This window comes from Sphingomonas quercus (genome assembly GCF_018863195.1).
Classification (GTDB): Bacteria; Pseudomonadota; Alphaproteobacteria; order Sphingomonadales; family Sphingomonadaceae; genus Solisphingomonas; species Solisphingomonas quercus.
In genome coordinates this window covers 501,265-526,912 of the sequence record NZ_JAHKRT010000001.1, presented here as the reverse complement: position 1 = coordinate 526,912, position 25,648 = coordinate 501,265, and the positions used below count along the sequence as shown (strand labels likewise).

28 protein-coding genes are annotated in these 25,648 nt (G+C 67.0%); 16 read left to right on the top strand and 12 right to left on the bottom strand.

Translation table 11 applies throughout. The annotated features are described in order from the left end of the window. Positions 1-4 precede the first annotated feature (4 nt). The 4 genes from KOF26_RS02630 to KOF26_RS02615 all read left to right on the top strand — a co-directional run bounded on the left by KOF26_RS02630 (position 5) and on the right by KOF26_RS02615 (position 5,425). Positions 5-1,048 carry an aldo/keto reductase gene (locus KOF26_RS02630; RefSeq protein ID WP_216319475.1) on the top strand — a complete coding sequence of 348 codons (1,044 nt, stop codon included), beginning with the start codon at positions 5-7 and terminating at the stop codon, positions 1,046-1,048. Between the two features lie 53 nt (positions 1,049-1,101). Continuing rightward, positions 1,102-1,803, top strand: a complete 702-nt coding sequence (locus KOF26_RS02625) for an NAD-dependent deacylase (RefSeq protein WP_216319471.1) — start codon at positions 1,102-1,104, stop codon at positions 1,801-1,803. A 125-nt stretch (positions 1,804-1,928) separates the two neighbouring features. Continuing rightward, positions 1,929-3,815, top strand: coding sequence for a CocE/NonD family hydrolase (locus tag KOF26_RS02620; RefSeq protein WP_216319468.1), 1,887 nt, complete (start codon positions 1,929-1,931; stop codon positions 3,813-3,815). An 89-nt stretch (positions 3,816-3,904) separates the two neighbouring features. Further along, positions 3,905-5,425: a glycosyltransferase family 39 protein gene (locus KOF26_RS02615; RefSeq protein ID WP_216319466.1), complete on the top strand. Its 1,521-nt coding sequence runs from the start codon at positions 3,905-3,907 to the stop codon at positions 5,423-5,425. Positions 5,426-5,431: 6 nt separating this feature from the next. Here KOF26_RS02615 and KOF26_RS02610 read toward each other — a convergent pair whose 3' ends face one another. Continuing rightward, positions 5,432-6,571 carry a BaiN/RdsA family NAD(P)/FAD-dependent oxidoreductase gene (locus KOF26_RS02610; RefSeq protein WP_435876832.1) on the bottom strand — a complete coding sequence of 380 codons (1,140 nt, stop codon included), beginning with the start codon at positions 6,569-6,571 and terminating at the stop codon, positions 5,432-5,434. 132 nt (positions 6,572-6,703) lie between these two features. Between KOF26_RS02610 and hslO the strand changes: the two genes are divergently transcribed. The 4 genes from hslO to queE all read left to right on the top strand — a co-directional run bounded on the left by hslO (position 6,704) and on the right by queE (position 9,802). Beyond that, entirely contained in the window at positions 6,704-7,627 is a 924-nt protein-coding gene (hslO, locus tag KOF26_RS02605; protein ID WP_253200965.1) for an Hsp33 family molecular chaperone HslO, read from the top strand. Between the two features lie 182 nt (positions 7,628-7,809). Further along, a complete protein-coding gene (locus KOF26_RS02600; protein ID WP_216319458.1) occupies positions 7,810-8,292 on the top strand; it encodes a hypothetical protein in 483 nt (160 codons plus the stop codon). A 158-nt stretch (positions 8,293-8,450) separates the two neighbouring features. After that, a complete protein-coding gene (gene queC, locus KOF26_RS02595) occupies positions 8,451-9,155 on the top strand; it encodes a 7-cyano-7-deazaguanine synthase QueC (RefSeq protein ID WP_216319455.1) in 705 nt (234 codons plus the stop codon). Beyond that, complete coding sequence (gene queE / locus KOF26_RS02590; protein WP_216319451.1) at positions 9,155-9,802, top strand: 7-carboxy-7-deazaguanine synthase; 648 nt, start codon at positions 9,155-9,157, stop codon at positions 9,800-9,802. The genes queC and queE overlap by 1 nt, the downstream gene beginning before the upstream one ends. Before the next feature lie 17 nt (positions 9,803-9,819). On the opposite strand, the gene KOF26_RS02585 is transcribed toward queE, so the two are convergent. From KOF26_RS02585 to lipB, 3 genes are all read right to left on the bottom strand, one after another. Further along, a complete protein-coding gene (locus tag KOF26_RS02585; RefSeq protein ID WP_216319448.1) occupies positions 9,820-10,590 on the bottom strand; it encodes a hypothetical protein in 771 nt (256 codons plus the stop codon). A 235-nt stretch (positions 10,591-10,825) separates the two neighbouring features. Continuing rightward, positions 10,826-11,086 carry a hypothetical protein gene (locus KOF26_RS02580; protein WP_216319446.1) on the bottom strand — a complete coding sequence of 87 codons (261 nt, stop codon included), beginning with the start codon at positions 11,084-11,086 and terminating at the stop codon, positions 10,826-10,828. Positions 11,087-11,175: 89 nt separating this feature from the next. Beyond that, positions 11,176-11,832, bottom strand: a complete 657-nt coding sequence (gene lipB / locus KOF26_RS02575; protein WP_216319443.1) for a lipoyl(octanoyl) transferase LipB — start codon at positions 11,830-11,832, stop codon at positions 11,176-11,178. 98 nt (positions 11,833-11,930) lie between these two features. Between lipB and KOF26_RS02570 the strand changes: the two genes are divergently transcribed. Then, complete coding sequence (locus KOF26_RS02570; protein ID WP_216319440.1) at positions 11,931-12,707, top strand: hypothetical protein; 777 nt, start codon at positions 11,931-11,933, stop codon at positions 12,705-12,707. Positions 12,708-12,710: 3 nt separating this feature from the next. Here the strand turns inward: KOF26_RS02570 and hemF are convergent, their stop codons facing one another. Together hemF and KOF26_RS02560 are read right to left on the bottom strand one after the other, a co-directional pair. Further along, positions 12,711-13,559: an oxygen-dependent coproporphyrinogen oxidase gene (gene hemF / locus KOF26_RS02565; RefSeq protein WP_216319437.1), complete on the bottom strand. Its 849-nt coding sequence runs from the start codon at positions 13,557-13,559 to the stop codon at positions 12,711-12,713. Next, positions 13,556-14,005 (bottom strand): tRNA (cytidine(34)-2'-O)-methyltransferase, encoded by a 450-nt coding sequence (locus KOF26_RS02560; protein ID WP_216319434.1) that lies wholly within the window; start codon positions 14,003-14,005, stop codon positions 13,556-13,558. The genes hemF and KOF26_RS02560 overlap by 4 nt, the downstream gene beginning before the upstream one ends. A 230-nt stretch (positions 14,006-14,235) precedes the next feature. Here KOF26_RS02560 and petA point away from each other — a divergent pair, with 230 nt between their 5' ends. The 5 genes from petA (at position 14,236) to pth (ending at position 18,405) form a co-directional block, all read left to right on the top strand. Then, complete coding sequence (gene petA, locus KOF26_RS02555) at positions 14,236-14,808, top strand: ubiquinol-cytochrome c reductase iron-sulfur subunit (RefSeq protein WP_216319418.1); 573 nt, start codon at positions 14,236-14,238, stop codon at positions 14,806-14,808. A gap of 11 nt (positions 14,809-14,819) precedes the next feature. Beyond that, complete coding sequence (locus KOF26_RS02550) at positions 14,820-16,106, top strand: cytochrome b (protein WP_216319415.1); 1,287 nt, start codon at positions 14,820-14,822, stop codon at positions 16,104-16,106. Positions 16,107-16,129: 23 nt separating this feature from the next. After that, the gene (locus tag KOF26_RS02545; RefSeq protein WP_216319412.1) at positions 16,130-16,969 is read left to right on the top strand and encodes a cytochrome c1; all 840 of its coding nucleotides are present in this window, start codon (positions 16,130-16,132) and stop codon (positions 16,967-16,969) included. A gap of 167 nt (positions 16,970-17,136) precedes the next feature. Then, the gene (locus tag KOF26_RS02540) at positions 17,137-17,751 is read left to right on the top strand and encodes a 50S ribosomal protein L25/general stress protein Ctc (RefSeq protein WP_216319409.1); all 615 of its coding nucleotides are present in this window, start codon (positions 17,137-17,139) and stop codon (positions 17,749-17,751) included. A gap of 84 nt (positions 17,752-17,835) precedes the next feature. Beyond that, a complete protein-coding gene (pth, locus tag KOF26_RS02535) occupies positions 17,836-18,405 on the top strand; it encodes an aminoacyl-tRNA hydrolase (protein WP_216319407.1) in 570 nt (189 codons plus the stop codon). A gap of 26 nt (positions 18,406-18,431) precedes the next feature. Here pth and KOF26_RS02530 read toward each other — a convergent pair whose 3' ends face one another. Both KOF26_RS02530 and KOF26_RS02525 read right to left on the bottom strand, forming a co-directional pair. Beyond that, the gene (locus KOF26_RS02530) at positions 18,432-19,184 is read right to left on the bottom strand and encodes a hypothetical protein (protein ID WP_216319404.1); all 753 of its coding nucleotides are present in this window, start codon (positions 19,182-19,184) and stop codon (positions 18,432-18,434) included. Between the two features lie 144 nt (positions 19,185-19,328). Further along, positions 19,329-19,634 (bottom strand): hypothetical protein, encoded by a 306-nt coding sequence (locus KOF26_RS02525; RefSeq protein WP_216319401.1) that lies wholly within the window; start codon positions 19,632-19,634, stop codon positions 19,329-19,331. 132 nt (positions 19,635-19,766) lie between these two features. On the opposite strand from KOF26_RS02525, the gene ychF reads away from it, so the two are divergent. Continuing rightward, entirely contained in the window at positions 19,767-20,867 is a 1,101-nt protein-coding gene (ychF, locus tag KOF26_RS02520) for a redox-regulated ATPase YchF (protein WP_216319397.1), read from the top strand. Further along, positions 20,867-21,310 carry a MaoC family dehydratase gene (locus KOF26_RS02515; protein ID WP_216319394.1) on the top strand — a complete coding sequence of 148 codons (444 nt, stop codon included), beginning with the start codon at positions 20,867-20,869 and terminating at the stop codon, positions 21,308-21,310. Before ychF ends, KOF26_RS02515 begins: the two co-directional genes overlap by 1 nt. A gap of 4 nt (positions 21,311-21,314) precedes the next feature. On the opposite strand, the gene KOF26_RS02510 is transcribed toward KOF26_RS02515, so the two are convergent. The 4 genes from KOF26_RS02510 to KOF26_RS02495 form a co-directional block, all read right to left on the bottom strand. Beyond that, complete coding sequence (locus KOF26_RS02510; protein ID WP_216319391.1) at positions 21,315-22,283, bottom strand: class I SAM-dependent methyltransferase; 969 nt, start codon at positions 22,281-22,283, stop codon at positions 21,315-21,317. 52 nt (positions 22,284-22,335) lie between these two features. Next, entirely contained in the window at positions 22,336-23,121 is a 786-nt protein-coding gene (locus KOF26_RS02505; RefSeq protein ID WP_363181639.1) for a TraB/GumN family protein, read from the bottom strand. Between the two features lie 125 nt (positions 23,122-23,246). After that, on the bottom strand, positions 23,247-24,299 hold the full coding sequence (locus KOF26_RS02500) for a 1,9-bis(guanidino)-5-aza-nonane synthase (protein WP_216319385.1): 1,053 nt from the start codon (positions 24,297-24,299) through the stop codon (positions 23,247-23,249). Between the two features lie 96 nt (positions 24,300-24,395). Next, positions 24,396-25,580 (bottom strand): type III PLP-dependent enzyme, encoded by a 1,185-nt coding sequence (locus KOF26_RS02495; protein WP_216319382.1) that lies wholly within the window; start codon positions 25,578-25,580, stop codon positions 24,396-24,398. Positions 25,581-25,648 lie beyond the last annotated feature (68 nt).

Here is a 25,648-nt window from a genome sequence, read left to right as displayed (position 1 = left end):
GCGCATGCGCTACAAGCAGCTTGGCAATACGGGCCTGTTCGTGTCGGAGATCTGCCTCGGCGCGATGACCTTCGGCGAAGGCTCCACAGGCGGCATCTGGGACAATATCGCCGGCCTCCAGCAGAAGACGGTGAACGACATCATCGAGCGCTCGATGGCGGCCGGGGTCAATTTCATCGACACCGCCAACGTCTATTCCTTCGGCCAGTCCGAGCGGATGCTGGGTCAGGCGCTGAACGATCTCGGCGTCGCCCGCAAGGATGTGGTGATCGCCACCAAGGCCTTTGGCAGCATGGGCGAGGGGCCGAACGATCGCGGCTCGTCGCGTGCCCATCTCTTCGAGCAGGTGGAGCAGAGCCTCGAACGGATGGGCGTCGATCATATCGACCTCTATCAGCTCCACGGCGTCGACATCGTCACCCCCATCGAGGAGACGCTGCGCGCGCTGGACGATATCGTGGCGAGCGGCATGGTGCGCTATGTCGGCGTGTCGAACTGGCCGGCATGGCGCATGGCCAAGGCGCTCGGCCTGTCCGAGGCGCGGGGCTGGGCGCGTTTCGAGACGGTGCAGGCCTATTATTCGCTGGCCGGCCGTGACCTGGAGCGCGAGATCGTGCCGTTCCTGGAGAGTGAGAAGCTGGGCCTGATGGTGTGGTCGCCGCTCGCCGGCGGGCTGCTCTCGGGCAAATATGGGCCGGGTGCGGCGAGCGAGGGGCGTCGCGCCAATTTCGATTTCCCGCCGGTCAACAAGGATCGCGCCTGGGATTGCGTCGCAGCGCTGCGTGAGGTGGCGGCGAAGCATGACGCCTCGGTGGCGTCGGTGGCGCTGGCGTGGATCCTCGCCAAGCCGTTCGTGATGAGCATCATCATCGGCGCCAAGACGCTCGACCAGCTCGATCAGAACCTCGCCGCCGTGGAGCTTACCCTCGACGCCGAGGATATCGCCCGGCTGGACGCGGTGAGTGCGCTGCCGCCCGAATATCCGGGCTGGATGGTCGAGCGGCAGTCCGCCGGCCGCATCCCGGCACCGTTCACGCCGAAGCGCTGACGGAAGGGCTGGCCGGCGTGGCGCGCCGGCGCCGATGCGGATAGGGAGATGCGATGGCGCGGCCTCGCAATATCGTCATCCTCACCGGCGCCGGCATCTCGGCGGAAAGCGGGCTGGCCACCTTCCGCGGGCCGGGCGGCCTGTGGGAGGCCCACCGCGTGGAGGATGTCTGCACGCCCGAGGCGCTGGCGCGCGACGCGGCGCTGGTGCATCGCTTCTACGACGCCCGCCGCGCCGCCCTGGCCACCGTGCGCCCCAACGCCGCGCATGAGGCGCTGGCCCGGCTCGACCGCGAATGGCCGGGTGAGCTCGCCATCGTCACGCAGAATGTCGATGACCTGCACGAGCGCGCCGGCGCGCGCCGCCTGATCCACATGCACGGCGCACTGCGCTCGGCGCTGTGTGCCGCCTGCGGCGCGCAGCGCGGCTGGGACGGGCCGATGCCCCCCGGCCTCGCCTGCGCTTCGTGCGGGGCGGCGGCGCTCCGGCCTGACATCGTGTTCTTCGGCGAAATGCCGTACGCGATGGAGCGGATCGAGCAGGCGGTGGCCGAGGCGGACCTGTTCGTGTCGATCGGCACCTCCGGCGCGGTCTATCCGGCGGCGGGCTTCGTGCAGCTCGCCAGCCAGTGCGGCGCTGCGACGCTTGAGCTGAACCTCGAACGCAGCGCCGGCAGCCCCTGGTTCGACGATACCCGCCTCGGTCCGGCAAGCGTGCTGGTGCCGGCCTGGGTGGCGGAGATGCTGGCACCGTGAACGGCCGGGCCACCCGGAAATCGTGAGTTTTGACCCATTGGACAGCTTGACGTGGCCGCGGCCACACGGGACATCCGGGCCACGACGGCCCCGGGGCATACCGGGAGCAGGGGGAGAACGGGAACGTGAAGAAACTGGTGACCTTGCTGGCAATGGCCAGCGCTCTGGCCAATGCCACTGCCGCCACCGCGCAGGACTTCTCGCAGTATAGCGATGATAATCTGAAGAAATATGTCGCCGACCACGCCACGATCACCGAGGCGGAGATGGTCAAGATGCGCGACGGCATCGGCCTTTCGACCAACGTCTATCGGCCCAAGGACGCCACTGGGAAGCTGCCGACGATCCTGTGGAAGACGCCTTACAACGAGCATAAGCTGCGCGGCTCGACGCTGCGCTATGCCGCCCAGGCGCTGTCGCGGGGCTATGCCTTCATCGTTCAGAACGAGCGCGGCCATTTCTTCTCCGAAGGCGACTGGGAGATTCTCGGGCGTCCGCAGACGGACGGCTATGACGCGCTGACCTGGATCGCGCAGCAGCCCTGGTCGAACGGCAAGGTTGGCACGCTCGGCTGCTCCTCCTCGGCGGAATGGCAGCTGGCGCTGGCCGGCATGAACCATCCCGCCCATGCCGCGATGGTGCCGATGTCGGCAGGCGCGGGCATCGGGAAGGTGGGCCGTTTCTGGGAGCAGGGCAATTGGTACACCGGCGGCGTGCCGCGCAACCTGTTCTTCGTCTGGCTCTACGGCAATGAGAACCCGCTGCGCGCCCAGCTGCCCAAGGGCCTCGACACCACGACCCGCGCCCGTATCGCCCAGTATAACGATCTCGCCGCCGCCAAGCCGAAGGTCGACTGGGTGAAGCAGATCCAGCATCTGCCGGTCGACCAGATGCTGACCTCGCTCGGCGAGCCGCCGGCGCAGTTCGAGAAGTTCATCCATCGCACCCCGGCCGACCCGGCCTGGTTCCAGGGCGGACTCTACCAGGACACGATGGGCTGGGGCGTCCCGGCCTTGTGGTTCAACACCTGGTATGACGTGTCGATCGGGCCGAACATGGAGCTGTTCAACCACGCGCGCACCGTCAATTCGGACAAGGAGGCGAGCGACAACCAGTACGCGGTGATCGCGCCGATGCCGCATTGCCAATATGCCCGCATGGGGCCGAACACCAAGGTCGGCAATCGCGACATGGGCGACACCAGCTTCGATGTCGACGGCATGATCTTCAAATGGTTCGACAAATGGCTGAAGAGCGACGCCAACGCCTTCCCCGCCTCGACCCCGCACGTCCAATATTATGTGATGGGCGAGAACAAGTGGAAGAAGGACGAGCAATGGCCGCCCAGGGGCGTGCAGACGGTGCGCATGTATCTGCGCAGCGGCGGCAAGGCCAACGGCATCAACGGCGACGGCACGCTCTCGCTGACCGCGCCGAAGAGCGGCGAGAAGGCGGATCGTTATCGCTATGATCCGATGAACCCGGTGCAGACGATCGGCGGCGGCGATTGCTGCAATGGCGGCCTCGTCATCCCCGGCGCCTATGACCAGCGCCCGATCGAGGCACGGGACGACGTGCTCGTCTACACCAGCGAGCCACTGACCGAGCCGATGGAGGTGAGCGGCTATGTCGATGCCGTGCTGAAGGTGTCGTCGAGCGCCAAGGACACGGATTTCGCGGTAAAGCTGGTCGATGTCGCGCCGGACGGCACGGCGTGGATCATCGGCGATACCATCCAGCGCGCCCGCTACCGCGACGGCTATGACAAGCAGGTGATGATGGCGCCGGGTGGCGTCTACACCATCAAGCCGACGCCGATGACGACCAGCCTGCGCTTCGACAAGGGCCATCGCATCCGTGTCGAGGTAACCTCCTCGAATTTCCCGAAGTTCGTGCGCAATCTCAACACCGGCGGTGCCAACGAGAGCGAGACGAACTATGTGGTGGCGGACAACGCCATCCACCACGATGGGCGCAACGCTTCTTATATCGAGCTGCCGGTCGTGAAATAGCGCGCTCCCGACTAAACTTGTAAGCCCCGCCGAGGCGCTTTAAGCGCCGAGGTGGGGCGCACCGTCCCGTCCCGAGGGGGGAGCGAGCTATGGTGAACGTCGGCCAGAACCGGATTGAGGACGGCAGCGCCGCCCGTATCCTGCTTATCCTGCTTCTGGTAGTTGGCTGGGCGATCAGGATATTGAGCCTGACACCGCAGCTGTTGTGGGGGGACGAGGTCTACTCCGCCGCGGTCGCCAACGGTGGCGTCATCGACGTCATCCTCGCCGGGCTTCGCTACGATATCCATCCCCCTCTCTATTATCTTCAGCTGCACTTCTGGGGGCTGCTCGGCCGATCGGACGAATGGCTGGTCGGCAACTCGTTCCTCTGGGGCGCGCTGACCAACATCTCCATTTTCGTCATAGTGCGAAGGCTGACCAATTCACGGCGAGCCCTGCTTGCCGCGGCCCTTTATGCGGTGCTGCCGATCCATATCACCTTCGCGACATTCCTTAGAATGTACACGCTGGCCGCACTCATCGGCGTTTGGATTTTCTACTATATCGAAATGATCAGCCGCTCGACCGAGCAGGCCGGCCGTAACTATATCATCGTCAGCCTGTTGTTCGTCCTGCTGGGCCTGGTCCACGGCTTCGGGTTCTTCGTGGGCGCGTTCCTATTGCTTTACGCGCTCGTCCGGCTCATTCAGACCGGCCTGGTTTCCCGCTATCGCCTGCTGCTGATCCTGCCTGTGGCCGGCTATCTGATCGGCGCGGCCTATGCATTGATCATCGGCTCTATGCGCCAGACGATCGGCGTGGAGACTTTCGATCTCAACCAGATCGGGATTGGCCTGGCCATCACCGTGTTCGGGTTCGACATGCCCTATCCGGCGCTGTTCGGCCTGCTCGGGCTGTCGCTGATCATCCTGTTTGCGATCCTCAACCCGGAGGGCCGAACGATATTGGTCATCCTGTTCATCCTGCCCCTGGCGGGGATGATCGCGGTGACGCTGTTCAAACCGGTCTTCACCTACCGCACCGCCGCTCTGTTCGCCGTGTTCTTGCCGCTCGGGTTTGTCGGCACCGCGATCTCCTCGAAGCCGGATGGAGCGGGCGCGCGGACCGTCGCCTATCGCTGGCTGATGGCGGTGACGCTTGTCGTGATGACCATCTGCAGCCTTCATTCCTTCCTGGTGCCCGAGTTGCAGGATTACCGGATTTTCGCGGAGCGTTGGGACAAGGAAGCGGCTCCGTCCGAAAACCTGTTCATCACCGGGTTCAACAGCGATTATATGGGTTTCGTGCGCTACCTGCCGAATACCCCTCCGCAGGGGGCGATGGATGTCCAGCCGCCGCTCGGCAAGCAATGGGAGGGGATCAAGCGCCGCCTCGGCGAGCCGCTTCTGCGGCGCTTGAACATGGTCGGCCGGCCCGATCATCTCACCCATAGCCGTGGCCGCCATGTCTATATCTGGTTTGACGAGGCGGTTGCCGCGGCGCAGCCGACCTACTGGCTGTTTGGGCCGGATAGCGATCCTGGCTGCGGGCTGCCGGGTTTCACGCCATCGGTCGTGCTGCGCGATCGTCACCAGGCGCTGATCCGGTGCCACCGGACGGGGGCGTGACCTGTCCTACAGGGCCAGCCCCGCCGCCACGCCGCTCGCCCAGGCCCACTGGAAATTATAGCCGCCGAGCCAGCCGGTGACGTCCACCGCCTCGCCGATCGCATAAAGGCCGGGCACGCGCCGCGCCTCCATCGTGCGGGAGGAGAGGGCAGCGGTATCGATGCCGCCGATCGTCACCTCGGCCTTGGCGAAGCCCTCGGTGCCATTGGGGCGGAATTCCCAGCCGCCGAGCCGCCGTCCCACTTCGGCGAGCGCGCGATCGGGGAGATTGGCAAGCTCGCCGGCCAGCGCGACCCGCTCCGCCAGCGTCTCGGCCAGCCGATCCGGCAGGCGCTGCGCCAGCGCCGCGCGGAGTGTTGCGCGCGGCCGGGCGCGCTTGGCGGCGACCAGCCAGTCCGCCGCTTCGTCCGGCAGGAAATTGATCGCGATGGCCTCGCCGTGCCGCCAGTAGGAAGAGATTTGCAGGATCGCCGGGCCGGACAGGCCGCGATGGGTGAACAGGGCGGCCTCGCGGAAGCGGCCCTTGCCGGCGCGTGCTTCCACCTCCGTCGCCACGCCGGATAGCGCGCGGAACAACGCCTCGTCGCCAGCGAGCGTCAGCGGCACCAGCGCCGGACGCGGCTCCACCACCTTGAGGCCGAAGCGGCGGGCAAGATCATAGGCCAGGCCCGTCGCCCCCAGCTTGGGGATAGAGGGGCCGCCGGTGGCGATGACGAGTGCCGGCGCGGTCGCGCCGCCGACCCGGAACAGTCCGTCGGCATGGCCGACCTCGCCGACCGGCCTGCCGAGCGCGAAGGTGACGCCGCCGGCCGTGCATTCGTCGCGCAGCATGGCCACGATCTGCCGCGCCGAGCCATCGCAGAACAGCTGGCCGAGCGTCTTCTCGTGCCAGGCGATGCCGTGACGCTCGACCAGCGCGATGAAATCGGCGGGCGTGTAGCGGCTGAGCGGGGAGGTCGCGAAATGCGGGTTGGCCGACAGATAGCGATCCGGCGCGGTGTCGATATTGGTGAAGTTGCAGCGTCCGCCGCCGGAAATGAGGATCTTCTTCCCCGCCTCGTCGGCGTGATCGACGAGGAGCACGCGCCGGCCGCGCTGGCCGGCAGTGGCCGCACAGAGCATGCCGGCCGCGCCGGCGCCGAGCACGATGGCGTCATGGGTGGCGGCGACGTCGGTGATGATCGTGAGTCCGTTGCTAGGGGAGGGACGGCGGCCCGAGGGGGTGACGGAGCGCGATTCCGCCCTATCTCTATCGGAAAGCTTCGAGAGAGTAGACCCTTGGCAACCAGCTTTCCTCCCGCCGGCGCGGAGCCCACGCGCCACAGCGACATCGCGCTCGGCTTCACCCTGCCGGCGGCGCATGCGCGCGGCCGCATCGTGCGGCTCGGCGCAGCGCTCGACGTGATCCTCGCCAATCACGCCTATCCGCCGGTGATCGCGCAAGTGCTCGGGGAGGCGCTGGTGCTGACGGCGCTGCTCGGCTCGACCCTCAAGGACGAGGGCGGCCAGCTCACCGTGCAGGCGCAGGCGGAGGGCGGCGTGATCGACCTGCTCGTCTGCGATTATCGCGGCGGCGAGATGCGCGGCTATCTGCGCCATGACGCAGAGCGCCTGTCGACGGTGGCGGATGCCCCGTCACTCGGCGAACTGTTCGGCAATGGCTATCTTGCAATCACCTTCGATCAGGCAGCGACCGGCGAGCGCTATCAGGGCATCGTGCCGCTGGAGGGCGCCTCGCTCGCCGAGGCGGCGGAAAGCTATTTCGACCAGTCCGACCAGTTGCCCAGCCTGGTCCGCATCGCCGTCGAGGATCGCGGCGCCGAGGGCCATGTCGCGGGCGGCCTGCTCCTCCAGTATCTGCCGGAAGGCGAGGAGGGGCGGGAGCGCCTGCACGTCCGCGGCCAGCATGAGGAGTGGACCCATGTCGAGACGCTGGGCGCCACCGTCACCCCGAGCGAGCTGACCGACGAGGCGCTGGCCCCGGAGGCGCTCATCTGGCGCCTGTTCCATGATGAGCCCGAAGTGCGGGTGCTGCCGCCCGCGGCCCTTCGCCGTGGCTGCCGGTGCAGCGCTGAACATGTCCGCGACGTGATCGGCCGCTTCCCGGTCGAGGAGCGCGCCGAGATGGCCGACGAGGACGGCATGATCCGCGTCGATTGTCATTTCTGCGCGCGGGTCTTCCCGATCCCGCTGGCCGCGTGATTCGCACTGAAATGATGGTTGATGCCGGCGTTAAGCCGACCTGTTGCCGAAACAGACGCATTTATCGACGAAGATTCGACCAGGCCGTCGCTGTGCACAATGAAGCAACAGAGGTGGGATAGAGAAGGTCATGGCCCGGGCGTAAAAGCCGGCTCGGGAATTTTGACGAGGGAATCGCAGTCGTGAGCGGCGTGGTGTTCAGAACGGCAATCGGCCTTTCGGTGGCCGGCTTCATCGGGCTTACGGCGCTCGGCGCGGGCAGCAGCGCGCCGGCATCGGTGGCCGAGCGCGCCGCGGTGGCGCCGGCCCCGGTGCGGATGGCGGCGATGCGCGCGCCGGTGCTTGACGAGGTTCGGCCGGGCATGTGGTCGGTGCAGGATGATGGGCCGGGCGGGGCGATCCACCGCCTGTGTCTCGACGATGCGGCGAAGCTGGTGCAGGTGCGCCATTCCGACGCCGCGTGCAGCCGCATGCTGATCGCATCGGGGGCGCATGAGGTGACGATCCACTATAGCTGCCCGGGCAATGGCTGGGGCCGCACCTCGTTGCGCATCGACAGCCCGACCAGCGTGCGCATCGATACGCAGGGCATCGCCGACAATGCCCCCTTCGCCTATCAGGCGGTGGCGCGGCGCGAGGGCGATTGTTCGACCGGACTCCGTTAACCTCGCGTATAATATCCTCATGCTATTGGAAGGCTTCAGCGCGGCTTCGCGTTGTCCCCTGAAGGTGGGTCGTCGACCCTCACTGGGCCGCTCGAAAGAGCGGCCCATCTTTTTTCCCGTCCTTGCGCGTTCGCGGGTGCGTCATTAGCTCGCGCGCCATGACTGTGCTCACACCCCAGCCGGGCCGCGCCGCCGTCGTCCTCCTCTCGGGCGGGCTTGATTCGATGACGGTGGCCGCGCTCGCCCGCGAGGCCGGCTATCGCCTGTTGGCCCTCACCATCAACTACAACCAGCGCCATGCGGTCGAGCTCGACGCGGCCCGCCGCATCGCCGCCCATCTCGGCGCCGAGCGGCATGTCGTGCTGCCGATCGATCTCAGCCAGTTCGGCGGATCGGCGCTCACCGCCACCGACATCGCCGTGCCCAAGGCCGGCGTCGCCGAGAGCGGCATCCCGGTCACCTATGTGCCGGCGCGCAACACCGTGTTCCTGTCGCTGTCGCTGGCCTGGGCGGAGGCGGCGGGCGCGTCGGACCTGTTCATCGGCGTCAACGCGCTCGATTATTCCGGCTATCCCGATTGCCGGCCGGAGTTCATCTCCGCCTATGAGGCGATGGCCAATCTCGCCACCCGCGCCGGCGTCGAGGGGGAGCGCTTCCGCATCCATGCCCCGCTCCAGCACATGACCAAGGCGGATATCGCGCGCGAGGCGACGCGCCTCGGCCTCGACGCCGCGATGAGCTGGTCCTGCTACGATCCTCACGATCATCGCCATTGCGGCCTGTGCGACGCCTGCCGGCTGCGGCAGAAGGGCTTTGAGGAAGCGGGCCTGCCCGATCCCACCGACTATGCGGCGAGGGCCTGATGGCGAGCTATGCGGTCAAGGAGATGTTCGTCACCTTGCAGGGCGAGGGGCTGAACGCCGGCCGGCGCGCGCTGTTCATGCGCTTTTCCGGCTGCAACCTCTGGTCCGGCCGGGAGGAGGATCGCGCGGGCGCCGAATGCACTTTCTGCGACACGGACTTCGTCGGCATGAACGGCGATCATGGTGGCCGCTATGCCGGCGCCGATGAGCTGGCGGACAAGGCCTCCGCGCTGTGGTGCGAAGGGCTGGAGGAGGGCGCGCCCTGCGCCTTCGTGGTGCTCACCGGCGGCGAGCCGCTGCTCCAGGTCGATGCCGCGCTGATCGACGCGCTGCACGCCCGCAACTTCGAGATCGCGGTCGAGACCAACGGCACCATTGCCGCGCCGCCGGGGATCGACTGGATATGCGTCAGCCCGAAGGCGGGGACGGAGATCGTCCAGCGCTCGGGCGACGAGCTCAAGCTGGTCTGGCCGCAGCCGGGGGTTGACCCGGATGCGATGGAAAGCTGGGCGTTCCGCCATCACCTCGTCCAGCCGATGGACGGGCCGGGGCAGGTCGACAATCGCAACGCGGCACTGAAGTTCGTTTATCAGCATCCGCGCTGGCGCCTGTCGCTGCAGACGCACAAGCTGATCGGGCTGCCCTAGCCCCTCTCCCCCATGCCTCAGGAGCCGCGGGGCGCACCCGCTGCCGGCGTCGGCTGGGCCAGCGACACGGGATTGGCGGCAGGGGCCGGCGCCGGGGTCGGCTGGGCCAGCGACACGGCGCGCCAGTTGCCGCACGAATATTTGAGGAGGTCGGCCTTGGTCCAGCAGGCGTCGTCCAGCCGTGGCGTCGGGTAGGTCGGCCAGGCGGCCATGTTGAACACCCGCTCATAGGCGGGCACGAGGCTGTTGCGGAACTCGCGCATATGCGCCTTGGCGTAGGTGAGCAGCTGGCCCTTGGGCAGGGTGAGCGCCTCGCGACCGATCTGCGACGCCGTCTGGCAGAAGCCGAGCTGCGCGCGCAGCGTCGAGAAGCCATTATAGGTCTTGGTGTTATATTGATCGAGGGCGAGCTGGCCGGGCTTGCCCTTGCCCTTGGTGCGCAGGAAATATTTGCCGAGCGTGGCGTAGGCGCCGGCAAGCTCCTTGGCGTGATGGGCGATGAGATCGTTATAATTGCGTACCGTGCCCAGCGTCGGCGAGAACTGGCATTGCAGCGCCGCGACGTTCAGGCCGGCGCGCAGGTTCCACAGGAGATGGGCGCTGAGTTCGGCCGGGGTGGCCCCGGGCATGGGCTGGCCCATGCCTTCCTCGCCGCCGTTCACCGGCGCACCCCGAAAGTCGGGCGGGTTCCAGAACAGCTGCGCCTCGGCCGGGGCGGCCGCCAGCGTCCAGCTTGCCAAAAGTCCCGCCAGCGCGCCCCGCTGCGCGCGCGACCGATACGACGCCATCGATCTCTCCATGCCCGTGGCGGCCCCCAAACCCGGCCGTCCGCAAACACCTCCTTACCCCGCAAAAGCGCGCATCGCCAAGCGGATGGATGCATTTGGAGGCCGATATTCGCGGATATGTTGCGTGGCGGACTCAGATTGGCGCTCGCGCACGAAAAAGGCCGCCCGGTCGCCCGGACGGCCTTTCATCGTCGTCGCGGTGGACGCCTGCAGGCGCCCGGGCCGCGAACGCCGATTACTGGGCAGTGTTGCCCTCGGCAGCGGCGGCGCCGTTCTCGGCACCGGCAGCGCCGTTGTCCATGCCCATGGAGTTGTCCATGGCGCCATCGACGGCGGTCATGTCATTGGTGGAGGCCATCGCGTCCGTAGCGTTCAGCTCGGTCGTGGAGGTGGTGTTCTCCGTGGGGGCCGTCTCGCTGCCGCCGCAAGCGGCCAGGGCGAGCGCCGCACCGGCCACGAACGTGCCAGCCATCAGCTTGGTGAAAAGGTTGCGCATCATTGACTCCCTAGGTGAGCGGATTTGGCACGGGGTTATTGCCCCTAATACCCAAATCGCGGTGGACATTAGCAGAAAAGGACGCCTTCTCAAGGGCCGTGCTGCGCCGCCCCAAGGCGTGAAAGAAATGCCGGAAATTCATCGGCCAGGGCGCGGTCCATGGCGGCCATCGACACCTCCTGCCCAAGATCGGCGAGGCTCGTCACCGGATCGGGCAGGCCGCACGGCACGATGCCGCCGAAATGGGAAAGGTCCGGCGCGACGTTGATGGAAAAGCCGTGCAGCGTCACCCAGCGGCGCACACGCACGCCGATCGCGCCGATCTTGGCCTCGCGTCCGTCGGGCAGATCGACCCAGATGCCGACGCGCCCGTCGATGGCCCGGCCCGCCACGCCGAGCCGGGCCAGCGCATTGATCACCCAGCGTTCCAGCGCATGGACGTAGGCGCGCACGTCGCGCCCGCGCTTGTGCAGGTCGAGCATCAGATAGCCGACGCGCTGGCCGGGCCCGTGATAAGTGTATCGCCCGCCGCGTCCCGCCGCATAGACCGGGAAGCGCGCGTCCGGCATCAGCTCCTGCGGCACGGCCGAGGTGCCGGCGGTGTAGAGCGGCGGATGTTCGACCAGCCAGATCAGCTCGGCCGTGCCGTCGTCGCGGATCGCGGCGGCGCGTGCCTCCATCGCCGCCAGCGTTTCGGGATAGGGGAGGAGGGCGTCGGAAACCCGCCATTCAATAGTTTCGTCCATGGCATCGCCCATGTGCGGATGGGCGCGTCGCCATGCAAGCGCCGCGATTGCCACGCCGCGCGCGCCGCGCGATAGGGGACGGCAACGGGAGGATTTTGGTGACCAGGCTGTCGATCAGTGATGCAGCGACATGGGCAGGGCGCTTCCTGCAGCGGGAATGGCCGCTGGCGGGATCGGTCGCGCTTGCTTTCCTGATGCTGCCGGGCTTTGCCATCCAGCTGCTGGTGCCGGCGGTCGGCAATGTCGGGACGGACGGGGCGAAGCTGGCACTGGCGATGCGCTGGATGATGCCGTTGGGGATGATCGCCCTGTTCGGCGGGGCGACGCTGACTGCGATGGCGCTGCTGCCGGGGATGAGCGTGGCCGACGCGCTGCGGCTGGCGGCGCGGCGCTTCTGGGTGGTGCTGGCCGCGCTGCTGATCGTGTCGGCGGCGATGCTGCTCGGGCTGACCGTGCTGTCCTTCGTCGGCACGCTGATGGGCGTGCCCATCGCCCGGCTGCTGGCGTTCGGGGTGACGGCGATGCTGGTCGCGGGTGCGGCGGCGGCGGCGCGGCTGATGCCGCTGGTGCCGGCGGCGATGGTCGGGCAGGCGGGTCCGATCGCGACGCTGCGCTACAGCTGGGCGCTCACTGCCGGGCATTTCTGGCGGCTGCTCGCCACCAGCCTGCTGATGTTCGCCCTCGGCCTGCTGATCCTCACCGTCGCCCGCCAGACGATCGGCGCGCTGGCGCTGGTCATCGGCATGGCCTCGGCGGGGAGCGCGGCGGTGGTGAATGCGGTGGCGACGCTGCTGCTGCTGCTGATCAGCGCGGCGGTGAGCACATGCTGCTATATTTTCATTGCCGGCATCTATCGCCAGCTGGCCGGCCGCTGAGCCCTATTCCCAGATCGCCCGGGGCGGCAGGCTCATCAGGATCGCGTCGATATTGCCGCCGGTCCTGAGGCCGAACAGGGTGCCGCGATCGTAGACGAGGTTGAACTCGGCATAGCGGCCCCGCCAGACCAGCTGCTGCGCGGTATCCGCCGCGGTGAACGGCAGGCGCATGCGTCGGCGGACGATCGTCGGGAAGATGTCGAGAAATGCCTCGCCGACCGCCCGCGTCAGCGCGAAGCGCGCCTCGAAGGCATCGGCGTCGGGGGTTTCGAGATGATCGTAGAAGATGCCGCCGACGCCGCGATGCACCTTGCGGTGAGGGATGTAGAAATAATCGTCCGCCCATTGCCTGAAGCGGTCGTGCTCGCCGGGCGCGGTACGGTCGACGGCGTCCTTCAGCGCGGCGTGGAAATCGGCGGTGTCCTGGTCATAGGGAATCGGCGGATTGAGATCGGCGCCGCCGCCGAACCAGCGCTTGGTGGTGACCAGGAAGCGGGTGTTCATGTGCACCGCCGGCACATGCGGATTGGCCATGTGGGCGACGAGGCTGATGCCGGTGGCGAAGAATCGCGGATCCTCGTCCGCGCCATGGATGGTGCGCGCGAATTCGGGGTTGAAGCTGCCGCCGACCGTCGAAACATTGACGCCGACCTTCTCGAACACCTCGCCCTTCATCACCCCGCGCACGCCGCCGCCGCCATCGGGGTCGCCCTCGCGATCCCATGGCGTATAGGCGAATGCGGCGTCGCTGCCGGCCTCGCGCTCGATGGCCTCGAAGGCCGCGCAGATCCGGTCGCGCAGGCTCTCGAACCAGGCGCGGGCGCGGGTCTGTTCGGCATCGAGCTCGATCACGTTGGAAAACCTCCGGTTTGGCGCAGGGACTCGGCAAGCGCGATGCCGGAGGCGACGGCGACATTCAAGGACCGGAAGCCCGCCGCCATCGGAATCACCACCCGCGCATCGGCGGCGTCATGCACCGCCTGTGGCACGCCGGCGCTCTCCGAACCCATCAACAAGGTATCGCCGGATTCGAACCGGAAATCCGGCAGCCGCGTGCCGCCGGCCGTCGTCAGCAGCACCAGACGGCCGGGCAGCGCGGCATGGAACGCCTCGAAGTCGACGTGGCGGACCATCTCCGCTGCGGCAGCATAATCCATGCCGGCGCGCCTGAGCGCGCGCTCGGAAAAGGCGAACCCGCACGGCTCGACGATGTCCACCGGCACCGCCAGGCAGGCGCCGAGCCTGAGGATCGCGCCGACATTGCCGGCAATTTCCGGCTGATAAAGGGCGAGCCGCATGACCCTGTCCTTAAGCGGAGCAGGCCCTTGCACGCCAGCCCGGCTTATTGCGAACGTCTCGCAACATTATGTTCCTGTAACGAAAGCAGTTGGCAAAACCGAAAATGCGAGGCTATCAGCGCGCAACCGCCGGGTCCGAGCCCGGGCGGGGCGTTCAAGCAGGGGCTGTCTGGCAAAAGGCACGCGACCCCTGCCTTTGGCGTAACCGGGGACTGCGCAAGGGCTTATAGATGGCGACCTTGGAACATACCGACGAACCCAATCCGGCCGAGGTCGGCGAATCCGGCGTGCGCCGGCGCGACTTCATCAACATTGCCGCGGTAAGCTTCGCCGGTGCCGGCGCGGTCGCAGTGGTGTTTCCGCTGGTCAACCAGATGAACCCGTCCGCCGACGTGCTGGCGCTCGCCTCGATCGAGGTCGACGTGTCGAAGATCGCCGAGGGCCAGGCGATCAAGACCTCGTGGCGCAAGCAGCCGGTGTTCATCCGCAACCTGACCGCCAAGGAGATCGCGGAGGCCAACGCCGTCGATCCCGCCTCGCTGCGCGATCCGGCGACGCTCGCCGAGCGCACCAAGGAGGGCAAGCAGAACTGGCTGATCACGCTCGGCGTCTGCACCCATCTCGGCTGCGTGCCGCTGGGCGCGGGCGAGGGCGAGCCGCGCGGCGATTTCGGCGGCTATTTCTGCCCGTGCCACGGTTCGCATTATGATACGGCGGCCCGCATCCGTAAGGGCCCGGCGCCGCTCAACCTCCACGTACCGGACTATAAGTTCGCGTCCGACACCGTCGTCCAGATCGGCTGAGGTAGAAGAAGATGAGCTTTCCCTGGGCTGAGCATTACGCACCCAAGCACCCCTTCATGCGCTGGATGGACGAGAAGCTGCCGCTGCCGCGCCTCGTCTACAACGCGGTGGGCGCCGGCTATCCGGTGCCGCGCAATCTCAACTATTTCTGGAACTTCGGCGTTCTCGCCGGTGCCGCGCTCGGCATCCAGATCCTCACCGGCATCATCCTGGCGATGCACTATGCCGCCAATGCCGGCGTCGCCTTCGACAGCGTCGAGCATATCATGCGCGACGTGAACTCCGGCTGGCTGCTGCGCTACGCGCACGCCAACGGGGCGAGCTTCTTCTTCATCGTCGTCTACCTGCACATCTTCCGCGGCCTGTTCTACGGCTCCTACAAGGCGCCGCGCGAGATGGTGTGGCTGCTCGGCGTGGTGATCTTCCTGCTGATGATGGCCACCGCCTTCATGGGCTATGTCCTTCCCTGGGGCCAGATGAGCTTCTGGGGCGCGCAGGTGATCACCGGCTTCTTCTCCGCCATTCCGGTGGTGGGCGAGCCGATCCGCGTGTGGCTGCTCGGCGGCTTCGCGCCGGACAACGCCGCGCTCAACCGCTTCTTCTCGCTGCACTATCTGCTGCCCTTCGTGATCGCGGCGGTGATCGTGCTGCACATCTGGGCGCTGCACATCCCGGGGTCGAACAACCCGACCGGCGTCGAGGTGAAGGGCCCGCAGGACACCGTGCCGTTCCACCCCTATTACACGGCGAAGGACGGGTTCGGCCTGGGCGTGTTCCTGCTCTGCTTCTCGCTGCTGCTGTTCTTCGCGCCGAACGCGCTTGGCCACCCGGATAACTATATTCCGGCCAACCCGCTCTCGACGCCCGCGCACATCGTGCCGGAATGGTATTTCTGGCCCTTCTACGCGATCCTGCGCGCCTTCACCGTGAACTTCCTGTGGGTGCCGGCGAAGCTGTGGGGCGTGGTGGCGATGTTCGCGGCGATCGCGCTGCTGTTCTTCCTGCCGTGGATCGATCGTTCGCCGGTGCGCTCCGCCAACTATCGTCCGATGTACAAGTGGTTCTTCTGGGTGCTGGTTGCCGACGTGATCCTGCTCGGCTTCATCGGCAAGAGCCCGGCCGAAGAGCCCTATGTCCGCATCGGCCAGTTTGCCGCCGCCTATTATTTCGCGCACTTCCTGATCATCCTGCCGATCATCTCGCGCATCGAGAGGCCGCTCGCGCTGCCTAACTCGATCACGGAATCGGTGCTTCACGGTGAGGCTGAGGAAGCAGCACCGCTGGGCCAGCAGGCCTGAGCTTCGGGGGAAAGAGACAGATCATGCTCCGCTTCTTCGGTCCCTTCATCGCCCCGATCGTCGGCCTGGGCTTCGTGCTCGCGCTGACCGTGGCCTTCTTCATGCCCCGCGAGGCGGCGCAGGTCACCGCCCAGCACGAATTCCATCGCGAGCCGATGGAACTGCACCTGGCGTCGGACGGCCCCTTCGGCCGTTTCGATCGCCAGCAGCTGCAGCGCGGCTTCCAGGTCTACAAGGAAGTCTGCTCGGCCTGTCACTCGCTGAGCCTCGTCGCTTTCCACGATCTGGAGCAGATCGGCTTTACCAAGGCCGAGGTGAAGGCGATCGCCAACCAGTGGGCGACCGAGCAGCCGTCGATCAACCCCGACACCGGCGAGCCCGCCACCCGCAAGAATCTGGCGTCGGACAAGTTCCCGTCGCCCTATGCGAACGAGACTGCGGCGCGTGCCGCCAACAACAATGCGCTGCCGCCGGATCTCTCGCTGATCACCAAGTCGCGTGAGGGCCATGCCGCCTATGTCCACTCGCTGCTGATCGGCTATCAGGACCAGCCGGCGGAGCTTCTCAAGAAGTTCCCCGACGCCAAGACGCCGCCGAGCCTGCACTACAACCCGTATTTCGCGAACCTCAACATCGCGATGCCGCCGCCGCTCGCGGCCGACGGGCAGGTCACCTATGCGGACGGCACCAACGCCACCCGCGACCAGATGGCGCAGGACGTCGCGGCCTTCCTTACCTGGACGGCCGAGCCGAAGCTGGAGAATCGTCATCGCGCCGGTATCGCGGTGGTGCTCTTCCTGCTCGTCACCACCATCCTGGCCTATCTGGCCTACCGGAACATCTGGGCCGACAAGAAGCATTGATCGCCCGGCCTCCGGGCTCGCACACAGGAAAGGGCGTGGCGCCAACGGGTGCCGCGCCCTTTTCCTTTGCCCTTTGCGGCCATCTCCGCTAGAGGCCCGCCCTTCACGTCCGGGGTCATCCCTGGAGGCTCGGGCGTGAATGCAAACGCAACATTTGGAGACACGATATGAGCGATCAGCTCACGCTGTCGGCCGAAGCGCGCGATCGGGCTGGCAAGGGAGCCTCCCGTCATCTGCGCCGTGAAGGTCGCATCCCCGCCGTGATCTACGGCGCCGGCCAGGAGCCGCAGGGCATCCATGTCGAGGAAAGGCTCCTCGCGCGCCAGCTCGGCACCGGCCACTTCATGAATTCCGTGGTGATGATCGAGCTGGACGGCCAGCAGATCCGCACCCTGCCGAAGGACGTGCAGTTCCACCCGGTCACCGACCGGCCGCTGCACGCCGATTTCCTGCGCATCGGCGAGCACACCAAGGTGCACGTCAACGTGCCGGTGCGCTTCGATGATGAAGAAGGCTCGCCCGGCATCAAGCGCGGCGGCGTGCTCAACATCGTCAAGCACGAGATCGAGCTGATCGTCGATGCGGCCGAGATTCCCGATGAGATCATCGTGAAGCTGACCGGTCTCGAGGTCGGCGAATCGGTGCACATCTCCGCCGTGACGCTGCCCCGCGGCGCCACCCCGGCGATCGACGACCGCGATTTCACCATCGCGACGATCGTCGCCCCGTCGGCGCTCAAGTCCTCCGAGGGCGAGGCGCAGACCGAGGTCGAGGGGGAGTAATCCCTCCGCCCGTCAGGGCATAGGGACAGGGCCGGCCCGGTTCACCGGCGCCGGCCCTTTCCATGTCTGGAGGAAGTGAAGCGGATGCAGCTCTGGGTCGGCCTCGGCAATCCGGGCGCGCAATATGCGCTCAATCGCCACAATGTCGGGTTCATGGCGGTGGACGCCATTGCCGAGGTCCATGGCTTCGATCCGTGGCGCAAGCAGTTCCAGGGCTGGTCGGCGCTGGGGCGGATCGGCAATGCCCGCGTGCTGCTGCTCAAGCCAGCGACGTTCATGAACGAAAGCGGCCGGTCGATCGCGGAGGCGGCACGTTTCTACAAGCTCGACGCCGCGGCGCTGACGCTGTTCCACGACGAGCTCGACCTCGCCCCGTTCCGCGTCAAGGTGAAGACCGGCGGCGGCACCGCCGGCCATAACGGCCTGCGCGACACCGATCGCCATTTCGGGCCGGAGTTTCGCCGGGTGCGCATCGGCATCGGCCATCCGGGCCACAAGGACCGCGTCACCGGCCACGTCCTCGGCAACTACGCCAAGGCCGAGATGGATCCGCTTGCCGACATGCTGGGCGCGATCGCCGCCGAGGCGCCGCTGCTCGCGGCCGGCGACGACGCGCGCTTCATGAACGAGGTCGCGCTGAGGCTCGCCGACTGATCATACTCGGCTCCCCGAAGGGGCGGCTAGATCGCCCAGCCGGCGAGGCGGAACACGGCACCGGCAAAATAATACCATTCGGCGCTCCCGATCAGCATCATGCGGATCAGCTGGGAGGCGACGATCAGGCCGGTCGCCCAAAGGGTCACGGGCTGGATGCGCCCGCTCGATTTACGATCCCACAGCATGAGGGCGACCATGAACAGGTCGGGCAAACCGAAGAAGAAGGCCGGGCCGGCCTCGATGCCGAACTGGGCCGGCAGGCGGCCAAGGCCCGGCCCGAGCATGCCGGTCATCGCGGCGTACATCAGCCTTTTGTGGGCGATCGGCCGGCGGCGCTGCCACAGCGCGGCGCCGATCAGCCCGGCGAACACCGGTACGTCGAACAGCGGCACCACCAGCCAGTTCAGCGGCGGGATGCCCGGCGGTGCCGAGTGGCGACCGACGCCGTTGACGGCGGTGGTAAGCGCGATCGCCGCCATCGCCACCACCAGCGGCAGTCCGGCGAGGCCCAGCCGGCGGTGCAGGTCGATGCGGCCACTGCCGGCGAGCAGGGTCTGCGCGAGGTAAAGGAGCAGCCACAGGCTGAACACCAGCCCGTGCAGGTGGACGAGCGGCGTCATCGGCAGCATCGGCACCGCCGCCGGCATCACGCCGCGCAGATAATAGCTCGGCAGGAAGCCCGCGACGATGAGCATGATCATCGCCACTGCGGCGCCGCTGAAGAATATGTGTTCGAAGGCGCGGCCCCTGGCCTGCGCCGCTGCGAGTGTCGCCATGTTTCCCCACCCTCGAAACCTGCGAGCGGTCTAGCGGGGGGAGGCGATCAGGCGCACGGGGAAGGCGACAAGCGCGTCAGTTCCTGCGCCGAACAAGTAAGCCCGGCGGGCGGAGGGCTCGTGCCGCTCCGCCCGCACCGCGGCTCAGATCTTGGAGGTGTCGTAGTCGGCGAGGTTGCCGGCGGATCCGAAATCGGCCTGGCCGCCCTGCGCGCCCATGCCGCCCATATGGGATGCGGCATTGTCGTCGATGGCATTGCCGATGGCGCGGCGACGCAGGCGCACCGCCTCTTCCTCCAACTCGTCGGCGGGAAGCAATGTGCCATCCCGGTCCGGGATTGCGTTGGCCGAGCCCTGCGTGCTGCCGCTGCCGGGCACCGCCAGCGATTCGGCGATCGCGAACTCGTCCTCGGCGTCCTCGTCGAGCACCTTGTTGACGTCGTCAGCCATGATCCATCTCCATCATGATACGCCCGGAGAATGATCTGGCGGCACGCTAGGTTCCACGATGGCTGGTGCTGTCGCGCCTAAGCGTTTATCCGCCGGGGCCAAGACTTCTCCCGAAATGGATCGCGAACACCTATGGGCTTCCGCTGTGGCATTGTCGGCCTGCCGAACGTCGGCAAATCGACCCTTTTCAACGCGCTGACCGAAACCGCGGCGGCGCAGGCCGCCAATTACCCGTTCTGCACGATCGAGCCCAATGTCGGGCAGGTGGCGGTGCCTGACGAGCGGCTGGACAAGCTCGCCGCCATCGCCGGCTCGGCCAAGATCATCGAGACGCAGCTCGGCTTCGTCGACATCGCCGGCCTGGTGCGTGGCGCCAGCAAGGGAGAGGGGCTGGGCAACCAGTTTCTCGCCAATATCCGCGAGGTGGACGCCATCGTCCATGTGCTGCGCTGCTTCGAGGAAGGCGACGTCACCCATGTCGAGGGCCGCGTCGATCCGATCGCGGATGCCGAGACGGTGGAGACGGAGCTGATGCTCTCCGATCTCGATTCGCTCGAGCGGCGGGTGCCCGCCTTCGCCAAGAAGGCGCAACAGGGCGACAAGGAAGCCAGGGCGGCGGCCGCCGTGCTCGGCCGCGCGCTCGACCTGCTGCGGGATGGCAAGCCCGCCCGCCTCGCCGTGCCGGGCGATGACGACGAGGCGCGGATCTTCGCCCAGGCGCAGCTGCTGACGGCCAAGCCGGTGCTCTATGTCTGTAACGTCGACGAGGGCGCCGCCGCCAATGGCAACGCCCACTCCGCCCGCGTGTTCGAGAAGGCCGCCGCCGAGGGCGCGCAGGCGGTGGTCGTCTCCGCGGCGATCGAGGCGGAGATCGTCACGCTGAGCCCCGAGGACCGCGCCGAGTTCCTGTCCGACCTCGGCCTTGCCGAGACCGGCCTCGCCCGTGTCATCCGCGCCGGTTACCGCCTGCTCGACCTTATCACCTTCTTCACGGTCGGCCCCAAGGAGGCCCGTGCCTGGACGATCCCGCAGGGCTCCAGGGCCCCGCAGGCGGCCGGCGCCATCCATTCTGATTTCGAGCGCGGCTTCATCCGCGCCGAGACCATCGCCTATGCCGACTATATCGCGAACAATGGCGAGGCCGGCGCGCGTGAGGCCGGCAAGCTGCGGTCGGAAGGCAAGGACTATGTCGTCCATGATGGCGACGTGCTGCTGTTCCGCTTCAACGTCTGATGCCCTGGTTCGACGATCTCTCGGTCGGGCAGAAGGCGGCGTTCGGCCGCTATGAGGTGACGCGCGAGGAGGTGCTGGCCTTCGCCGCGAAATATGATCCCCAGCCCTTCCACACCAGCGACGAGGGCGCCGCCGCCACCCATTTCGGCCGGCTGGCGGCGAGCGGCTGGCATAGCTGTTCGATGGCGATGGCGATGATCGTCGAGGCGATGGGCGGGGACATGGCCGGCAGCCTCGGCGCGGCAGGCGTCGACGAACTGCGCTGGCTGAAGCCGGTCCACCCCGGCGACGTGCTCCGCTGCGAGACGGAGATACTGGAGCTGCGCCCGTCGCGCTCCAGGCCGATGGGGGTGGTCCGCTATCGGCTGAGCATGTTCAACCAGCATGACGAACTGGTGATGACGTTCATCCCCATCGCCCTGCTGCGCCGACGCGACGGCTGATCGCCTATCCGGCCTTGCGGATGACGAGCCCGGCCGAGGTCGAGACATGGCCGAGCAGCGCCACGCGCAAATGCGGCCGCGGATAGGGCGGGGTATCGACGAAACTGTCCATCACGAAACTGTCCGGCTCCACCCGGAAGGGCATGACGCTGTGCCCTGCCGCCCGCAGCCGCTCCGACACCGCCTCCAGATCGCGGCGGCGGAACAACACCGTCTCGCCGGACTCCACCGTTTCGCGGTTGGACGAGAGGTTTAGTTCCGTGGTGTGGATGGCGACGCCGCCGGGCGCCAGGCATTCCACGCTGTTGACGATGAACTCCAGCCCGAGCGCGATGCTGCCGAGATGCTCGAGCGCGCAGGACGACCAGCAGAGATCATAGCCGCGCAGATCGGGGGCTATGGCGTTCATGTCGCATGGCCGCCATTCCAGGCGCTCCGCTAAGGTGGCGCGGTCCAGCCGGCCGCAGGGCAGCGCGTCCAGACCGGCGGAATGCTGCTCGCCAAGGCTCCAGGCGGCGGCCGCCTCCAGCGTATGCGGCGCGTCCGTGGCGGTGATCCGCATGTTCATTTCCGCGGACAAGGCCGGCAGGCTTTCGCGCCCGACGCCGAACGCCAGCCCGCGCGCGCCGGGCCGCACCACGCTGCTTTGCAGCGCATGATGGATGATGAACACGAATTCCCACAGCTTGCGGTGGAGATGCACGTCAGAGCCGATCAGGTCGCAGAGCCGGCGGAATTCCGGGTGGTAGAAATCGCGCGCCATCGCCGCCGAGCTGGTCATGAACGGCGTATCCGGGTCGAGCCGCAGCACATCGGGCGAGATGGCGTAGGTGGTTTGCAGCCAGTAGGGAAATTGCGCATTGTCGCACTGATTGTCACGCTGGATGCGATGCCGGATCAGCGGCATCATCCTGTCCAGCGCCGCGATCAGGATGCGCGTCGGCAGGGACAGCTTCTTCGTGGGTGCGGCCATGCGGGTGGGATTCCCCTTGGCCCGGCCAAATGTCGCGACGGCGACAAGAGCATCATTGCACGCGCGTTACAACCAGCCCGCGCTGTTCCAGCATCTCCTGCACCGAATCCGGGCCGGCGAGGTGGCCGGCACCGACCGCGACGAGGATCGTGCCGGGGGTGTCGTCCAGTCGCGCCTTGATCTCATTGGCCCAATGGGCGTTGCGCCGTACCAGCAGCGCCTGATGCAGACCGGGCGATTCCTTCAGCTCCTTGTCGAACGTGTCGGCGATGGCGCGCTCGTCGCCGCGGGCCCAGGCGGCGAGCATCGCGGCGAACTCGGCGCGCATGTCGGAAGCCTGCTCGATGAAGCTTTCGAGGAAGGCGCGCTGGTCGGCCTCGGCCAGCCCGTCAATGTAGCCGAGCTGCTCCTCGACCGTCTCCAGTTCGCCGATCGGGCGGCTGTTGGCCTCGAACGCGGCCTTGAGCTTCTCCTCGACGCCCTCGCTGCCGGTGATGCCAAGATCGGCCATCATCGGCTGGACGAGCAGGAACGCCGCCGCCCAGGTCTCCAGCCTGTCCAGCATTGCCACCGGCAGGCCCGAGCGCTTGACGATCTCGGCGAACTCGGCGCGTTTGCCCGCCGGCACGCGATCGAGCAGTGGCGGCAGCGGCGTGGCCGGGGTTCCGAGGCGGAAGAGCAGCGCCCCCATCGCCTGCGGGTCGCCGACGATCGTCTCGATGATCAGACGGTCGGCCCGGGTGAAGGCCTGTTTCAGCGTCGCGTCCTCCCAGGCGTAGCCGGGCGGGAGCGCGTGGAAGGTGCCGAACAGGTAGATGGTGGTGTCTGCGTCTGCCACGCGCCACAGCGCCGGCCTGGCGGCGGGGGGCGGGGATGGGCCGCTAAGCGCGAGCGCAGCGAGAACCGCGAAAAGCCCTCTCCCCCGTCGAAGGAGAGGGGAAAGGGCTTTCCGGGTCATCATGCTCAGTCGAACATCTTCGCGAAGGCGCGCTTCTCGCGGTTGCGCCAGTGGCCGCGATGATAGGCGTCGGAGGCCAGCAGCGGCATCACCGAGGTCGCCTCGGCATAGACCATCTGCTCCATCGCCGTTGACACCTTGCCCCAGCTCGCCGCCTCCTGGAGGGTGGAGGAGGAACACGCGCCGTCGCGGACGTCGGCGACGGTGATCTGCACGGCATACTTATGCACCTCGACATCGTCATGGCCGAGGATCTCGGCGCAGACGACGGTGTCCTGCACGAAGTTCTTCGGCACGCCGCCGCCGATCATCAGCAGGCCGGTGGTGCCCGCCTTGATCTTGATGTCGGTCAGCTCGCGGAAGTCGGCGATGGAGTCGATGGTGAGGTAGGGCTTGCCCGCCTTCATCGAATCCACCTGATGCTTGACCAGGCCGAAGCCGGCCGAGCTGTCCGTGAAGGCCGGGCAGAAGATCGGCACGTCATGCTCATAGGCGAGCTTGACGAGGCTGTTCTCCTTCTTTCCGTTGGCGACGAGGTACTTGCCCATCTCGCGGATGAACGCGCGCGAGCTATAGGCCCTGGGCGGCAGGCTCTCGGCGATCTCGAACACCGTGTGATCGACATTCTGCAGCGCCACCTCGTCGATATAGGTGTCGTAGATGCGGTCGATGTAGAGCGAGCGCAGCGTGTCGTCGTCGGGAATTTCCTTGGCCTGGAAATGCTTGTGGCCAAGCCCTTCGAAGAAATCCATGTCGACGATCGAGGCGCCGGTGGCGACGATGGCGTCGACCATGTTGTTGCGCACCAGCTCCGCATAGAGGTCCATGCAGCCGCCGGCCGACGTCGAGCCGGCGATCACCAGCACCACCGAGCAATCCTTGTCGGCGAGCATCATGTTGTAGATTTCAGTGGCGCGGCCGACGTCGCGGCTGGTGAAGCTCATCTTGCGCATCGCATCGACGATCGGGCGCGCGTCGAAGCTCGTGATGTCGACATGCTCGACGACAGTCGAGAGCAGCTCCGCCTTGCGGGTGTCGTTGATGGGGGTATCGGTCATCGGGCGGCCTCCTGTGTCCGGTCGCGAGTGCATGAAACAAAGCGGGCCGCCATCCGGGCGATGCCGGACGGCGACCCCTCGATTCTTCGATAGTCTTTACAGTTTGACGACGCGCGCCGGAACCTTGGCCGGCATCGGCGCATAGAGCGAGGCCATCGGCTCGTCGTTCATCTCGACCGTCTCTTCCGAGCCGAAGCCGTTGAACTTCGTCCGCATCGCGCAGCCATAGGCACCGAGCATGCCGATCTCGATATAGTCGCCAGCGGCGATATCGGCCGGCAGCGGGAAGGGCCCCGCCATATGGTCCATGTCGTCGCAGGTCGGGCCGTAGAAGGAGAAGTCGATCGGCTTCGCCTCCGAACCACCTTCACGCACCAGCGACACCGGGAAGCGCCAGCCGATATGCGCCGCATCGAACAGCGCGCCATAGGCGCCGTCATTGATGTACAGCTCATCGCCCCGGCGGCGCTCGACGCGCACCAGCAGGCTGGCATATTCCGCGCTCAGCGCACGGCCCGGCTCGCACCACAGTTCGGCCGAATAGCTGACCGGCAGGCTCTCGAACGCCTCGTGGATGGTGCGGAAATAGGCCTCCAGCGGCGGCGGCTCCATGCCCGGATAGGTCGACGGGAAGCCCCCGCCGACATCCACCACGTCCACCGTCACGCCCGCCTCGACGATCGCCGTGCGCACCCGCTCCATCGCGTTGGAATAGGCCTGCGGGCTCATCGCCTGGCTGCCGACATGGAAGCAGATGCCGAGCGCATCGGCCACCTGCCGCGCCGCGACGAGCAGCGGAGCCGCCTCGCGCGGGTCCGCGCCGAATTTGGCGGCGAGGCTCAGCTTCGAATGATCGGACGAGACGCGCAGCCGCACGCACAAGGTCAGATCCTCGGCGCCCTCGGTGGCGCGAACGATCTTGTCCAGCTCCTCCCGCGTGTCGAGGCTGAAGGTACGCACGCCGTGGACCATATAGGCCTCGGCGATCGCCTCCTCGGACTTGACCGGATGCATGAAGCACAGCGTCGCTTCCGGCAGCGTGGCACGCACCAGGCGCACCTCGACGATCGAGGCGACGTCATAATGCGTCACGCCGCCGTCCCACAGGACGCGGAGCAGGTCAGGCGAGGGGTTGGCCTTCACCGCATAGAGCACGCGGCCCGGAAACTTCTGCGTGAAGAAGCGGGCGGCACGCTCGGCGGCATGCGGGCGAACAAGCGTGACCGGAGCATCCGGTCGGAGGGCGGCAGCTAGCCCCAGCGCGCTATGATGCTTGTGCAACTCAAGGGACCTCCAACGAACAGTTTCATCAAAAGCTGCCTTGCGGTTGGAAGTCCCATGGGGCAGCG

What these genes read in the sequence shown, in the direction of transcription:
- KOF26_RS02580 (WP_216319446.1), bottom strand. Translation starts at nt 11,086, where the DNA reads ATGCGCAACCTTTTCACCAAGCTGATGGCTGGCACGTTCGTGGCCGGT.
- KOF26_RS02625 (WP_216319471.1), top strand. Translation starts at nt 1,102, where the DNA reads ATGGCGCGGCCTCGCAATATCGTCATCCTCACCGGCGCCGGCATCTCG.
- KOF26_RS02530 (WP_216319404.1), bottom strand. Translation starts at nt 19,184, where the DNA reads ATGGCGACACTCGCAGCGGCGCAGGCCAGGGGCCGCGCCTTCGAACAC.
- petA (WP_216319418.1), top strand. Translation starts at nt 14,236, where the DNA reads ATGGCGACCTTGGAACATACCGACGAACCCAATCCGGCCGAGGTCGGC.
- KOF26_RS02585 (WP_216319448.1), bottom strand. Translation starts at nt 10,590, where the DNA reads ATGGCGTCGTATCGGTCGCGCGCGCAGCGGGGCGCGCTGGCGGGACTT.
- KOF26_RS02510 (WP_216319391.1), bottom strand. Translation starts at nt 22,283, where the DNA reads ATGGCCGCACCCACGAAGAAGCTGTCCCTGCCGACGCGCATCCTGATC.
- KOF26_RS02615 (WP_216319466.1), top strand. Translation starts at nt 3,905, where the DNA reads ATGGTGAACGTCGGCCAGAACCGGATTGAGGACGGCAGCGCCGCCCGT.
- KOF26_RS02630 (WP_216319475.1), top strand. Translation starts at nt 5, where the DNA reads ATGCGCTACAAGCAGCTTGGCAATACGGGCCTGTTCGTGTCGGAGATC.
- queC (WP_216319455.1), top strand. Translation starts at nt 8,451, where the DNA reads ATGACTGTGCTCACACCCCAGCCGGGCCGCGCCGCCGTCGTCCTCCTC.
- KOF26_RS02515 (WP_216319394.1), top strand. Translation starts at nt 20,867, where the DNA reads ATGCCCTGGTTCGACGATCTCTCGGTCGGGCAGAAGGCGGCGTTCGGC.
- KOF26_RS02500 (WP_216319385.1), bottom strand. Translation starts at nt 24,299, where the DNA reads ATGACCGATACCCCCATCAACGACACCCGCAAGGCGGAGCTGCTCTCG.
- KOF26_RS02550 (WP_216319415.1), top strand. Translation starts at nt 14,820, where the DNA reads ATGAGCTTTCCCTGGGCTGAGCATTACGCACCCAAGCACCCCTTCATG.
- ychF (WP_216319397.1), top strand. Translation starts at nt 19,767, where the DNA reads ATGGGCTTCCGCTGTGGCATTGTCGGCCTGCCGAACGTCGGCAAATCG.
- KOF26_RS02525 (WP_216319401.1), bottom strand. Translation starts at nt 19,634, where the DNA reads ATGGCTGACGACGTCAACAAGGTGCTCGACGAGGACGCCGAGGACGAG.
- KOF26_RS02560 (WP_216319434.1), bottom strand. Translation starts at nt 14,005, where the DNA reads ATGCGGCTCGCCCTTTATCAGCCGGAAATTGCCGGCAATGTCGGCGCG.
- KOF26_RS02540 (WP_216319409.1), top strand. Translation starts at nt 17,137, where the DNA reads ATGAGCGATCAGCTCACGCTGTCGGCCGAAGCGCGCGATCGGGCTGGC.
- lipB (WP_216319443.1), bottom strand. Translation starts at nt 11,832, where the DNA reads ATGGACGAAACTATTGAATGGCGGGTTTCCGACGCCCTCCTCCCCTAT.
- queE (WP_216319451.1), top strand. Translation starts at nt 9,155, where the DNA reads ATGGCGAGCTATGCGGTCAAGGAGATGTTCGTCACCTTGCAGGGCGAG.
- KOF26_RS02545 (WP_216319412.1), top strand. Translation starts at nt 16,130, where the DNA reads ATGCTCCGCTTCTTCGGTCCCTTCATCGCCCCGATCGTCGGCCTGGGC.
- pth (WP_216319407.1), top strand. Translation starts at nt 17,836, where the DNA reads ATGCAGCTCTGGGTCGGCCTCGGCAATCCGGGCGCGCAATATGCGCTC.